This is a genomic window from Nonomuraea marmarensis (assembly GCF_043197025.1).
Taxonomy (GTDB): domain Bacteria; phylum Actinomycetota; class Actinomycetes; order Streptosporangiales; family Streptosporangiaceae; genus Nonomuraea; species Nonomuraea marmarensis.
Genome location: NZ_JBICRM010000015.1, coordinates 1 through 12,791 on the forward strand (window position 1 = coordinate 1; position 12,791 = coordinate 12,791).

Genomic DNA, 12,791 nt, shown 5'->3' on the forward strand with positions numbered 1-12,791 from the left:
TCGCGTTAAACCTGATCCGGCTGGACGCCTGGTGGAACGACCACCCACTCGATCGGACCCGCACCAGCCACCTCGCCCGGCTGGAACTCGCCCTTGCCTCGTGATCACGAATAAGCCACCAGGGTCCGACGGGTATCAACAACATCGGTAATGGGGCGTTCGCCGCGGCTGTTCCGCTGCTGGCCGTCACGATCACGCGCGATCCACGGCTCGTGTCGGTCATATCCGCCGCGACGTACCTGCCCTGGTTGCTGCTGTCCCTCCCCGCCGGCGCGCTCGTCGACCGGTACGACCGCGTCGGCCTCATGTGGCGCTCGCAGGCGATCCAGGGAGTGATCGTCGGCGTCATCGCGGTCCTTGCCGCGTTCGGTCACATCGGCATTCCGGTGCTCGCGATCATGGCGTTCGGGCTGGGGGCGTGCGAGATCGTTTTCGCCAACGCGGCGCAGGCGATCCTGCCGGACATCGTCGCGAAGCCCCTGCTGCACAGGGCGAACGGTCACCAGCAGACGATCATCACGATCGGCCTGCAATTCCTGGGCCCACCGATCGGTAGCCTGCTCTTCGCGGTGGCCGTGGCGGTGCCGTTCGGGATGGACGCCGGCTCGTTCGCCCTGTCCGCCGCGCTGCTGGCGACGCTGCCCAGGCGCCCGCCCCAGCGGATCACGCACCATCCGATGCGCACGGCGATCGCGGAGGGTTTGCGCTGGCTGGCCCGTCACCGGCTGCTGCGCACCCTCGCGGTGCTGCTCGGTGTCAACACCTTCTGCTTCCAACTCGGTAACGCGACACTCGTCCTGCTGGCGACCCAGACGCTGCACCTCGACGAGCGTGGCTACGGCTTGCTGCTCGCCGGCGCGGCGATAGGCAGCCTGCTCGGCGGCCTGGTCAGTGCGCGCATCATCACGAGGTTCGGTGCGCTTCCCGCACTACTCGCTGCGCTCGCCACGAACGTGGTCATTTTCGTCGGGATCGGGTTGAGCCCGAACGCGATCGTGCTCGGCGTCCTGCTGGCCTGCAACGGTTTCGTCATCACGCTCTGGAACGTCGTGACCGTCAGCCTCCGGCAGCAGACGGTCCCGTCCGAGATGCTCGGCCGGGTGAACAGCGTCTACAGGATGCTCGGATGGGGATTGATCCCACTCGGCGCGCTGGTCGGGGGGCTGGTGGCGCACGCGTTCGGGTTGCGCGTGGCCTACCCCGTCGCCGGTGTGCTGCGCGGGATCGCCCTGCTGGTCGCGATGCCCGTACTGATCCGTGCTATGCGCGACTAGCGTTCGCGCTCTCAGACGTCGGGTACGAGTTGCGCATGGAAGAGTCAACTCTAGGTAATCGATCTGCAACAATATGTGCATGTCGATGTTGCAGTCGGCCAATGGCCTTCCTGACCATGAGCGTGGGGGACTGGGGCAGGTGGCGCACGGCGCGCTGACCTCCCCGTCCGACGCGGATGACGGGCCGAGGCTCTTCCTCGGTTACAACACGCTGCCGGATCCGCCGTTTCCGCTGGTGGGGTACCTACGTTGTGACCTTCCCCCGCAGGCGGCGGCCCTCGACCCGGCGACCATGCTCCGGATCGTCGCCGACTCGATGCGGGCGCACCCGGTGCCGCCGAAGGAGTCGTTCGATGCGTCGCGTCAACGGGTGGCGGCCGCCATGCGGGTGGACGCGACGGTGCTCGTGGTCCCGGCGCGAGCGATGGCACCGGAGCACAGTCAGGCGGCCCGCGCGCTGCTGGCGAACCTGATCGAGGGCTATTACCGCGAGGGCGATGCGCAGTCGTGCGTGGACGCGCGGGAGGTGGCGGTGGCGCTGGGGACGGACCGGGCGGGCACGCAGGTGGTGCTGGTGGCCGAGCAGGACCCGTCAGGCCGGTACGGCGCGCCCTCCCGAATCGAGGGGGAGCCGCAGGGAGAGCTGTTCGACCTGCTGGGAGAGGTGCTCGACGCCCAGTACACGTGGACCAAAGCGGCGTTCGCACTTTGACATGCCCGGACGCCGGTCGAGTGGTCGGTGGCGCACGGAAAATAGGGTGACCGTATGAGCTTCATCGTCACCACGGGCGCCACCGGTCGGCTCGGCGGCCGGGTCGCCGCGCTGCTCGCGTCCGCCGGAGTCGAGCAGCGGCTCGTCTCGCGACACGCCGACCGCGTCGCCCCGCTCGAACGCGCGACCGCGGTCAGCGCCGACTACGGCGACCCGGAGGCGATGCGGCAAGCTCTCGAAGGCGCCTCGACGGTGTTGTTCGTGTCCGCGGCGGAGAGTGCCGACCGCCTCGATCGGCACCGTACGTTCGTCGACGCCGCCCGCGACGCCGGCGTGACACACCTGGTCTACACCTCGTTCTACGGCGCCGCGCAGCAGGCGGCGTTCACGCTGGCACGTGACCACTGGGCGACCGAGCAGTACATCCGCGACAGCGGCCTGCCGTTCACGTTCCTGCGCGACAACCTGTACGCCGACTTCCTGCCCCTCATGGCCGGCGACGACGGCGTGATCCGTGGCCCCGCCGGGCAGGGGAGGGTCGCGGCCGTGGCCCAGGACGACATCGCCGAGGCGGCGACCACGGTCCTGCTGAGCCCGGGTGAGCACGAAGGCGCCACCTACGACCTCACCGGGCCGCAGGCGCTGACGTTGGACGAGGTCGCCGCCACGCTGAGCAAAGCGACCGGCCGGACCATCACGTACCACCCCGAGACCCTCCAAGAGGCGTACGCCTCCCGCGAGTCCTACAACGCGCCCGACTGGCAGGTGGAGGCGTGGGTGTCGACGTATCTCGCGATCGCGGCCGGGGAGCTCGAAGGGGTCAGCGACGGCATCCCCGCCCTTACCGGGCACCCCGCCACCACGTTCGAGGAACTGCTCACACGGTGACGGAAGCGGGGTGCTCCGGGCGAACGGTTCGAGGGTGATCTTAGGGCGACCAGGGCGATGGTCTCGGCTATACGGCGAACACCTGCGAATCGTCCGCGAACGCCTTGAACTCCATGGCGTTGCCCGCCGGATCGAGCAGGAACATCGTCCACTGCTCACCGGGCAACCCCTCGAAGCGCAGATACGGCTCGATGACGAACGCGGTGCCCGCCTCGCGGAACCTGTCGGCCAATTTATGAAATTCCGGAATTGTCAGGATTAGTCCGAAATGCGGGACGGGCACGTCGTGGCCGTCGACCGGGTTGTGCACCTGCGCCGAGCGGCCCGGCGCCAGGTGGGTGACGAACTGGTGTCCGTGCAGGTTCCAGTCGATCCACGTGTCGGAGCTGCGGCCCTGCGCGCAACCCATGAGGTCGCCGTAGAAGTGGCGGGCCGCGTCCAGGTCGTCGACGGGGACGGCCAGATGGAACCGGGGGATCGTGGTCATGAAGGGGTATCCGCCTTTCCGGACATGATGCGATATTTGCCCTGAACGACCGATAATTACCCCTGGCGAGCTGTCACGGAACCCGGCATGGGCGGGCAGAGGGCGTGGAAAACTGTTCGCGTGATTCCCGATGAATTCTTCCACCCCCTGGATCTCCACGACCTCATCGACGAGGCGTTCGGCGCGGACGAGGACGTCGAGGCCGCACGCGACGTGCTGCTGGAGGCCCTGCTGGACCCGCGCGCGCAGGGAGATTCCAGCGTGTTCTCCTACGCATGGGACGGCGTGGAGCTCTACGAGGAGCCCGCCGAGGCTGTGGAGATGCTGACCGCGGTGATCGACGCACATCCCCGGGAACGGTTCGGGCTCGGCGCACTGCGAGCGTCGTTGCGGGAAGGCGACGAAGCGGTCAAGGAGTTGACCTCTCTGCACGCGTCCCTGAGCCTGCTGCCCCCCGCGGAGCGGGACCCGCACTTCTACCTGATCGCCCCTTCGGCCCTGGCCGACGGCGGCGCGGAAGAGCAGGGCATCGCGCTGGCCAGGGAAGGCATCGAGCTGATGACCGAGCTCGGCCTGCCCGACGAGGCAACCGAGATCATGGACCGCAGCCCCGACCCGGAGCACGCGCGGGCCGCCGCCGAACGCCTCCGGAACATCCTGGAGGAGGTGACGCGCTCGCGGCTCGGCTCGACCCCGCGGGGCAAGCGCGCGATGCCGCCAGACAAGCACAGGTTCAGGGTGGCCTACCTCCCCCTGGCCGAGTTCACCAGGGGACTGGCCGAGAACCTGCTGGACGGCACCTATCCCGACGCCCACGAGGACTACCGGCGTGAGCTCCAGGCGGCCTTGGCCGACACGTCCGAGATGGGGCAGGTGTCGGTGGTGCCGCTCACCATCGACGCGCTGCTGGAGTTCGCCGGCACGACGGGTGCCGATCCGGCCCGCCGCAGCACCAGGGTGGCGCTGGTGGAGGAGGTGGACGAGGCGGGCGACGTACGATGGCCGCCCGAGCGTAACCAGCCCTGCTGGTGCGGCACGGGAGCCAAGTACAAGAAGTGTTGCGGCCGCCCGGGTTTCGGCCAGGCGAGCGTGCCCGACCGCGGGCGGCTGACGCTCAGGGTGGAACTCGACCACTGCGAGCCGCCGGTGTGGCGGCAGGTGGCGGTGCCGTCCAGGATCCGCCTGGACTCCCTGCACGAGGTGCTCGTCGACGCGATGGGCTGGGACGGCGACCATATGTACGCGTTCGAGATCGACGGCGCCCAGATCCTCGACCCGCGAGCCGGGGAGGAGCCGCGTGCGGACGAGACCGTGCTCCCGATGCTGGCGAACGAACCCGGCCAGTCCCTGGTCTACCGCTACGACTTCGGCGACGATTGGACGCACACGGTGACCGTGGAGGAGGTCGCGGTGGTGGATCCGTCGTCGAACACGCCGCGGGTGCTGGCGGGACAGGGCGCCTGCCCGCCGGAGGACTGCGGCGGCGTACACGCCTACCGCCACCTCCTGGAGGCCCTGGCCGGCCAGGACTCCCCTGACCACGCGGACGCGGCGGAACTCCTGGGCAAGGACTGGGACGCCACCGAGTGGCGGCGCTGAGTCACCAGCCTTTGTCGAAGTCGCAGATGTTCACGGTGACGCTCTTCTGGGTGCTCGTCGGGGTGACCACCTGGAAAACCACTCGGTACGTACCGGCCTGCTTCCACACGATCGAGGGGAGCAGGGGTCTCGACGACGACGTGCCTACCTTTCTGCCCTGGTTCTGGCCGTTGACCAGCCAGCGGTAGCTGTAGGTGCCGGTGGCCGAGACGTTGGCCCAGATGTTCATGTCGTAGCGCCAGCAGTCTCCCAGCCTGATGCCCTCGTAGGTGAAGGACACCGATTTCACGCCGCCTGCCTTGGCAGTCGTGGTCGGTTTGGCGGTGGTGGGCTTTGCGGTGGTGGGTTTTGCGGTGGGCTCCGAGGTGGGTCTTTTGGTGGGTTCGGTGGTTGGAGGGTGGGAGGTCGGGCTCAGGGCTCTGGCGGACTCCTTCGCCCGGGTGGCCGAGGGGGAGGAGGTGTGGGAAGGGGTTGGGGTGGTGCTGGTCTGACCTGGCGAGATGGGTAGCCAGACCCAGGCGGCGGCCAGGGCGCCGGTTACGGTGAGCGCGATCCCGGCCGCCAGGAAGGCGGGACCTCGTCGGCCGCGGGAGGGCGGGTGCGTGGGGCCGGTGCGGTCGGCCGGACCGGCCAGTGGCGGTGCCTGCCCGGGGCCGCCCCACGCCGGACCGGCCTGGGGCTGGGAGGGCCAAGCGGCTTGGGACGGTGCCTGGGCGGGGCCGACCGGTGTGGGGGTGTGGCCGCCGATGAGGTGGAAGAGGACGTCCTGCATGGTCGGGCGGGCGGCGGGGTTCTTGGCCAGGCAGGCGTACACGATCGAGCGCGTCGGCTCGGGCACGGTGCCCAGCCGCGGTTCGTCGTACTGGATCCGTCTGAGCACCGCGGGCAGGGAGTCGTTGCCGAACGGCGGGGTGCCGGTGGCCGCGTACACCATGACGGAGCCCCAGGCGAACGCGTCGGCGGGCGGGCCGACGGCCGCGCCCGCGAACTGCTCGGGCGCCATGTACGCGGGCGTGCCCACAATGCTGCTGGTACGGGTGACCGCGTCGTCCATGGCCCGCGCGATGCCGAAGTCGATGACGCGCGGCCCGTCGCGTCCGAGCAGGACGTTCGCCGGTTTGAAGTCGCGGTGCACGACTCCGGCCCGGTGGATGGCGGCCAGGGCGGTGGCGGTGGCTACGGCCAGTCGTTGCAGGTCGGCCCCGGTGTGGCGGCCCGCCCGCTGGAGGGAGGGGCCTTCGACGTACTCGGTCACGATGTACGGCCGCGCGCCCAGCGAGGCGTCCAGCACCTGCGCGATGCAGAACGGCTCCACCCGCCGCGCGGCCGCGATCTCCTTGGCGAAGCGGCCGTCCCCGGGAACGCCTTCGCGCAGCACCTTGATGGCGACCGGTGTGCCGTCGGGGGCGGAGGCCAGGTAGACCACCCCCTGGCCGCCCTCGCCTAGCTGCCTGACGATCTTGTAGGGGCCGATGGCTTGCGACGTCACCAGGTTTCCAGGGCACAGACGTTGACCGAGACGCTCTTCCGCGCCGTGGACGGGGACGTGACCCGCAGGGTGACCGTGTGGGTGCCGGCTTTGAGCATGTACTGCCCTGAGGTCACGAACGCCGTGTAGTCGTCCCTCGGCACCCATATTCTGCTGCCATCTACCGTCTTGCCGTCCACATCCCACGCGTACGAGAGCCATATGCCTGGACGGCTCGACTCCACGCGCGTCTGGAAGTGCAGGGGAGGCATGTAGCAGCCGTCCGCGTCAGCCTGGCCCGGGCCCCCGGACAGCTCGATCGCGAGAATGCTGACTTTGGCGACGGTGACCGGTTTCTTGGTGGTTCGGGTGGGGGTTGGGCGTTCGGACGAGGGCGTGGTCTTGGGGGTGGCCTTACTCGTGGGGGTGCTTGTCGGTTTGCGGGTGGATTTGCGCGGTGGTCGTGTCGTCTTCGGGGTTGTTGTCTCCGGGCGTGTGGTCTCCGGGCCTGTCGTGAGCTGGGCGGAGGGGCTCGGGGAGGCGGCGGCGAGCGATGAGTCCGGTCGGGTCGACCAGGGGGCCAGCCACACGACGCCGCCGACCAGGGCCGCCACCACGACGCCCGACACGCCGACGCTCACGGCCACGGCCGTGGGGATGCCGCTCCGCTTCCGACCACCCGCCATCGGCCCAGGCATCGGTCCCGGTCCGAGCCCAGGGCCCGCCATCGGTGCCGGTCCGGGCCCCGCCATCGGGGTCGGCCCCGGCCACAGCCCTGGTGTCGGCCCTGGTCCAGGTCCTGACCACCCTTGCCCCTGCCCCGGCGCCGCCCCTGGCGCAGACATGGGCGGCTGAGCGTTCTGCCCGCTCAACAACCGCAGCAGCACGTCCCGCATCGTCGGCCGGGCCCGCGGATCCTTCGCCAGGCAGTCGTACACGATCGAACGCAGCGGATGCGGCAGATCCCCGAGCTGCGGTTCGTTGTGCAGGATCCGGTTGATGATCGCAGGCAGCGTGTCCTGCCCGAACGGCGGCGTCTCATTGGCCGCCCACACCATGACCGACGCCCACGCGAACACATCGGCCGGCGCCCCGACCCCCTGGCCCGCCAGCTGTTCGGGCGCCATGTACGCGGGCGTCCCCACGATGCCGCTGGTATGGGTCACGGCGTCGTCCATGGCGCGGGCGATGCCGAAGTCGATGACGCGGGGTCCGCCGGGGCCGAGCAGTACGTTCGCGGGTTTGAAGTCCCGGTGCACGACGCCCGCCTGGTGGATGGCGGCCAGCGCCGTGGCCGTGGCGACCGCCAGCCGCTGCAGGTCCGCCCCGGTGTGACGGCCCGCCTGCTGGAGGGAGGGGCCCTCGACGTACTCGGTCACGATGTACGGCTGCCGCCCCAGCGACGCGTCCAGCACCTGCGCGATGCAGAACGGCTCCACCCGGCGCGCCGCGGCGATCTCCTTGGCGAACCTGTCGTCGAACCCCGCGCTGTGGCGCAGCACCTTGACCGCCACCGGCCGGCCGTCAGGCGCCTGACCGAGGTAAACGGTCCCCTGCCCGCGCCCAACCGGCCGAGCAGACGGTATACCCCTACCGCCGCCGGATCGTCCTCCCGCAGCGGTTCGACATGCGCCATCAAGTTTGCGCGGAGGGGATCGCCTGCTTCGGCTGGCGGCGGAGTCCGCGCTCCCTCCCTTCGGATTTTGTCGGTGCCTGCCGATAGCGTGGTGATCTCGTTACCGAGCATGGGAGGTGGGTGTGCGCAGGTCGTTCAAGTTCTTGCTGCGTCCCACCAGCAAGCAGGCCGCTGCGCTCGCCGCGTGCGTCGAAGATCATCGGGAGTTGTACAACGCCGCGCTGGAGCACTGGCGCACGGCCTACCGCAAGGCGGGCGTCACCGTCCGCTACGGTGATCAGTCCGGGGAGTTGAAGCACATCCGGGCCGACGACCCGGGCGGGCTGGGCCGGTGGTCGTTCTCCTCCCAGCAGGCCACGCTGCGCCGCCTGGACAAGGCGTTCGGCGCGTTCTTCAAGCGGGTCCGCCAGGGCCGTGCGCCTGGTTTCCCGCGCTTTAAGGGGCGCGGCTGGTTCGACACGGTGGAGTGGCCGAAGGACGGTGACGGTTGCCGCTGGGACTCCCGGCCGGAGCACCCCACGGCGACGTTCGTGCGGCTGCAGGGCATCGGCCACGTGCGCGTCCACCAGCACCGCACGGTGCGCGGCCGGGTCAAGACGATCAGCGCCAAGCGGGAGGGCTCCCGCTGGTACGTCGTGCTGTCGTGTGAGGACGTTCCCGCCGAGCCGCTTGCGGCGAGCGGCGCTGTGGCCGGGATCGACATGGGCGTGGCGTCGCTGGTCACCACCAGCGACGGCGGCCAGGTGGCCAACCCGCGCCACCTGGCCGCGACCGCCGATCGGCTGGCCGTCGCGCAACGAGATCTCGCCCGTAAGAAGCGCGGCGGCAGACGGCGGCGTAAGGCCGTGGTCGGGGTGGCCGCGCTGCATGCGAAGGTTCGGCGGCAACGGCTCGACGGGGCGCACAAGGCGGCGCTGGCGCTGGTGCGTGCCTACGACGTGATCGTGCATGAGGACCTTCGTATCGTGAACGCCGGTCGAGAGCTGATCGCAGTGAATCCCCGCAACACCTCTCGCAGCTGTGCCCGGTGCGGGCACTGCGCGAAGGACAACCGCCCAACCCAGGCCGAGTTCCGGTGTACGGCGTGCGGCCACGTGGCGCACGCCGACGTCAACGCGGCGATCAACATCTTGAGGGCAGGGCTTGCCCTTCGCCAGGCTGCGCAAGCGGCATCGCGAGAAGCCTCTCCCTTCAGGGAGCGGAGGAGTCACGAGAGAAGTGACTCCTGCGACGGGTGCGGTGGATCTTTACGTACGATAGCGACTCATTTCCGCATTTGTAGTGAAGTTATCCACCTGTAGGAAATCTTCCGCCAAACCCCGCCCGCAGGGCCGTAGAGTGGCGAGATCATGCCCCTGGCCACGGATGACGAGCTGGAACGATCTTCGGTGGTGGCCAACTCCCTCATGAACCGCGAGCGCCGCCCCCCGAGCTACAACCGCGAGCTGGCGCCCGGACACCCCGTTCGACCTCATCACCTGCATACACGGCCTGCACTACGTGGGTGACAAGCTAGGCATCCTGACAAGGGCCGCCGACTGGCTCACCGAGGACTCTTCGTCGCGAACCTCGACCTCTGGAGCATCCGCCTCACTGACGGCACCCCTGCGGGGCGCGCTCTGGCCGCACTGCGTTCAGAGCGGTTCAGAGGGGTTCAGGGGGTTCAGGGAGAGTACGACGGGCGTACCCGGAGAATCAGCCGCCACGGCCGCGGCCCCATCGACCTTCCGTACCGCTACCTGGGCGCGAACGACCAGGCCGGACCCAACTACACCGGCCAGCCCGCCGTCGACTCGCACTACGCCGCGACCGGAAAAACGATCGCGCCGCCGCGTACGGACGATCTATCGTGACAGGCGTTGACCACGGACCCGAGGAGGCCCGCCATGCACCGCGACGAGATGTCCTTTTGAGCCGACCAGCAAGCGCCGCCGGGGGTTCCCTCTAGCGAGACCCAGGTCAAGCGCGGCGACCGGCGCGTCGGCCGCGACAAGGAGCTGATCGAGAAGCTCGGCGGCAACGACCCGTGCCCCTGCGGCTCAGGACGGCGCTTTCCGCCGCTGCTGCCGTCCAACCGGCCGGTACGACGACACTCTCGGCCACTACTACGTCCGAGACCGTTCTTAGGAAGACCACGCGCTCACGGTGAGCCTTCGCCGCCGCCGTGAGCACGAGGCCGGGCACCTCCAGGCAGATCCGGACCGCCGGCGCTCACCGAACCCCAGATTGTCGGTGGCGACTGGCAAGGTAGCCACCGGATCTTCCCGACCAGCGCCGGCCACCACGGTCGCGTGCCGATGGGACCGTTCGGAAAGAGGTGCCCCGTGCCCGACCCCGGCTGTTCGACCACAGCCGAGCCGCAGCCGCCCGGCAACGACCGCGAGGCGGCGCGCCCGGTGTGCCAAGCGCCGGCGGCGAGGCCGGCGTGTCCGACACTCTCAACGTCGGCGGTGAGGGTGGGTGTCGAGTGGGTGGGATGCCGGCGGAGCGTCCGGTGCCCGGGGGGATGGGCGGCGGCCGGTGAGGTCGATCTTCTCGCCATTGGCCGCCGGGGATTTCCGCCGCTACTACCTGGGCCAGACGGCGTCCGCGTTCGGGGACTCGCTGACGCCCCTCGCGATCGCGTTCGCCGTGCTGCATCTCACGGGATCGCCGGTCGACCTGGGCATCGTGGTGCTGAGCACCCGGTTGCCCGTCATCCTGCTCACCCTGCTGGGCGGCGCGATCGGCGACCGGTTCGCCCGCCGTACCGTCATGCTGCTCGCCGACCTGGCGAGGTTCGCGGCGCACGGCGTCACGGCGGTGTTGCTGCTCACGGGCACCGCGCAGATCTGGATGCTGGTGGTCCTGCAACTCGTCGCCGGCGCGGGATCGGCCTTCTTCAACCCGGCCGCCGTGGGACTCATCGCCTCACTGGCCGGCAAGGAGCAGCTGCAGGCGGCCAACTCCCTGATCTCGATCTCCAGGAGCACGACCTCGATGTTGGCCCTGGGCGTCGCCGGAGCACTGGTGGCGCTGGTCGGGCCGGGGTGGGCGGTCCTGATCGACGCGCTGACGTTCTTGGTGAGCGTGGCCTTCCTCTACCGCCTGCCCCGAGCCCTCGCCGCCGAACGGCCGCAGGCGGCCCGCGGGCTGCTGGCGAGCGTCGCAGGAGGGCTCGCCGAGGTCGGCAGGCGCCCCTGGTTGTCGGTCTGGATCGTCCACGTCGCGCTCACGAACGCGCTCGTGATCTCTCCGATCCTGGTGCTCGGCCCGTACGTCGCCGACCAGCACCTCGGCGGAGCCCCGGCCTGGTCGGCGATCGGCATCGCCTACGCCGTCGGGGGTCTGGCCGGGGGTTTGCTCAGCGCGCGCTGGCGGCCCGCGCGGCCTATGGTCGCGGCCGTCCTGGTGTTCCTGCTGATGGCCCCGCTCCCCGCACTGCTGGCGTTACCCGCCGCCGTCTGGCAACTGGCCATCGCGGGCGTCGCGGCGGGTCTGCAACTGGTGGTCCACAACGTCATCCAGACCACTGCCATCCAGCAGCACCTCCCCGAAGAGTTCGTGGCGCGGGCGAGCTCCGTCGGCATGCTCGGCGGGATCGTGGCCGCACCGCTCGGCATGGCGTTGGCGGGGCCGGCGGCGGCCACGTTCGGCACCGGCCCCGTGCTCCTGACCAGCGCCGCCGTAGCCGTGCTCGGCACAGTCAGCACACTGCTGGTGCCCGCGGTCTGGCGGATTCGACACGACGGCTCTTCGGCGGCGAATCCGGACACGCCTGGCACGAACGAAGACACGGCCCGCGCGGGAGATCTCTCGAATGGAGACACGATCCCCGCGAAGGATTCCTCGATCCGGTCGTAGGGCACGCGCAGGTCGATCCGATGGCCGTCAGGGGTTCCAGATGCCGGTGGCGGCCGTGGCCTTGACGTAGTCGGTGAAGTCGCGTGGCTCGCGGCCCAGGACGCGCCGCACTCCATCCGACAGGTGCGCGTTGTGGCCGTCCCTGATCCAGCCGAACAACGTGTTCGCCAGCTCCACGTGATCAGGTGCGCCGCCGCGTCCTGTCAGGTGCGCCGCGTACTCCTCAGGAGTCACGGGGACGTAGGCGATGTCGCGTCCCGTGGCCCGGGCGATCTCGGCGACCGCGGCCCCGAACGACAGCAGTCGCGGCCCCGACAACTCGTAGACCTGTTGCGCGTGGCCGTCCTCGACGAGCGTGGCGACCGCGACGTCGGCGATGTCGTCGGCGTCGATGAACGGTTCGAGGCCGTCGCCGGTCGGCAGCCTGACCTCGCCCGCCATGATCGGGTCGCTCAGGAGGGGGTCTTCGCTGAAGTTCTGGGCGAACCAGGTCGCCCGCAGGATCGTCCACTCCGCGCCCGACTCCTGGATCGCGCGCTCGCTGGCCAGGGCCTCGTCGCCGCCCGACACCGCCCAGTCGCGGGACGACAGCAACACCAGCCGCCGCATGCCGTTGGCCAGGGCGAACTTCCCGAAGGCGCGCAACTGGGCCGGAGCGTCGGCGCCCTGGGAGTCCACCAGGAAGGCGGCTCCTGCCCCGCGCACGGCCGGCTCCCAGGTGCCGGGGTCGTTCCAGTCGAAACGCGTCGGGCCGCGGCGCGAGGCCGCGCGGACGTCCGCGTCGCGCTGCCGCAGCAGGGACGTGACCCGCCGACCGGTCTTGCCCGTCGCACCCACGACCACAATCGGCTCCGCCGTCATCGCTGCTCCTCGCACATATCTGG

11 protein-coding genes are annotated in these 12,791 nt (G+C 70.0%); 7 read left to right on the plus strand and 4 right to left on the minus strand.

Translation table 11 applies throughout. From position 1 onward, the window contains the following. The first annotated feature begins 143 nt into the window (after positions 1-143). The 3 genes from ACFLIM_RS24245 to ACFLIM_RS24255 all read left to right on the plus strand — a co-directional run bounded on the left by ACFLIM_RS24245 (position 144) and on the right by ACFLIM_RS24255 (position 2,874). Positions 144-1,274: an MFS transporter gene (locus tag ACFLIM_RS24245; RefSeq protein WP_393169425.1), complete on the plus strand. Its 1,131-nt coding sequence runs from the start codon at positions 144-146 to the stop codon at positions 1,272-1,274. A 79-nt stretch (positions 1,275-1,353) separates the two neighbouring features. Beyond that, on the plus strand, positions 1,354-1,986 hold the full coding sequence (locus tag ACFLIM_RS24250) for a hypothetical protein (protein WP_393169060.1): 633 nt from the start codon (positions 1,354-1,356) through the stop codon (positions 1,984-1,986). Between the two features lie 54 nt (positions 1,987-2,040). Beyond that, positions 2,041-2,874, plus strand: coding sequence for an SDR family oxidoreductase (locus ACFLIM_RS24255; RefSeq protein ID WP_393169062.1), 834 nt, complete (start codon positions 2,041-2,043; stop codon positions 2,872-2,874). Between the two features lie 67 nt (positions 2,875-2,941). Here the strand turns inward: ACFLIM_RS24255 and ACFLIM_RS24260 are convergent, their stop codons facing one another. Continuing rightward, positions 2,942-3,361, minus strand: a complete 420-nt coding sequence (locus ACFLIM_RS24260) for a VOC family protein (protein ID WP_393169064.1) — start codon at positions 3,359-3,361, stop codon at positions 2,942-2,944. 120 nt (positions 3,362-3,481) lie between these two features. Between ACFLIM_RS24260 and ACFLIM_RS24265 the strand changes: the two genes are divergently transcribed. Beyond that, on the plus strand, positions 3,482-4,960 hold the full coding sequence (locus ACFLIM_RS24265) for an IS1096 element passenger TnpR family protein (RefSeq protein WP_393169066.1): 1,479 nt from the start codon (positions 3,482-3,484) through the stop codon (positions 4,958-4,960). 1 nt (position 4,961) lies between these two features. Here the strand turns inward: ACFLIM_RS24265 and ACFLIM_RS24270 are convergent, their stop codons facing one another. Together ACFLIM_RS24270 and ACFLIM_RS24275 are read right to left on the minus strand one after the other, a co-directional pair. Continuing rightward, positions 4,962-6,449 (minus strand): serine/threonine protein kinase, encoded by a 1,488-nt coding sequence (locus ACFLIM_RS24270; protein ID WP_393169068.1) that lies wholly within the window; start codon positions 6,447-6,449, stop codon positions 4,962-4,964. After that, positions 6,446-8,149: a protein kinase domain-containing protein gene (locus tag ACFLIM_RS24275; RefSeq protein ID WP_393169427.1), complete on the minus strand. Its 1,704-nt coding sequence runs from the start codon at positions 8,147-8,149 to the stop codon at positions 6,446-6,448. Before ACFLIM_RS24275 ends, ACFLIM_RS24270 begins: the two co-directional genes overlap by 4 nt. 37 nt (positions 8,150-8,186) lie before the next feature. Here ACFLIM_RS24275 and ACFLIM_RS24280 point away from each other — a divergent pair, with 37 nt between their 5' ends. From ACFLIM_RS24280 to ACFLIM_RS24290, 3 genes are all read left to right on the plus strand, one after another. Then, entirely contained in the window at positions 8,187-9,365 is a 1,179-nt protein-coding gene (locus ACFLIM_RS24280) for an RNA-guided endonuclease InsQ/TnpB family protein (protein WP_393169070.1), read from the plus strand. Between the two features lie 699 nt (positions 9,366-10,064). Continuing rightward, positions 10,065-10,232 carry an SEC-C metal-binding domain-containing protein gene (locus ACFLIM_RS24285; protein WP_393169429.1) on the plus strand — a complete coding sequence of 56 codons (168 nt, stop codon included), beginning with the start codon at positions 10,065-10,067 and terminating at the stop codon, positions 10,230-10,232. A gap of 352 nt (positions 10,233-10,584) precedes the next feature. Then, entirely contained in the window at positions 10,585-11,907 is a 1,323-nt protein-coding gene (locus ACFLIM_RS24290) for an MFS transporter (protein WP_393169072.1), read from the plus strand. Between the two features lie 27 nt (positions 11,908-11,934). Here ACFLIM_RS24290 and ACFLIM_RS24295 read toward each other — a convergent pair whose 3' ends face one another. Next, the gene (locus tag ACFLIM_RS24295) at positions 11,935-12,768 is read right to left on the minus strand and encodes an NAD(P)H-binding protein (protein ID WP_393169074.1); all 834 of its coding nucleotides are present in this window, start codon (positions 12,766-12,768) and stop codon (positions 11,935-11,937) included. Positions 12,769-12,791: the final 23 nt, after the last annotated feature.

Excerpts from the sequence above, each read along its gene's own strand:
- ACFLIM_RS24250 (WP_393169060.1), top strand. The coding sequence starts at position 1,354 with ATGTCGATGTTGCAGTCGGCCAATGGCCTTCCTGACCATGAGCGTGGG.
- ACFLIM_RS24255 (WP_393169062.1), top strand. The coding sequence starts at position 2,041 with ATGAGCTTCATCGTCACCACGGGCGCCACCGGTCGGCTCGGCGGCCGG.
- ACFLIM_RS24260 (WP_393169064.1), bottom strand. The coding sequence starts at position 3,361 with ATGACCACGATCCCCCGGTTCCATCTGGCCGTCCCCGTCGACGACCTG.
- ACFLIM_RS24295 (WP_393169074.1), bottom strand. The coding sequence starts at position 12,768 with ATGACGGCGGAGCCGATTGTGGTCGTGGGTGCGACGGGCAAGACCGGT.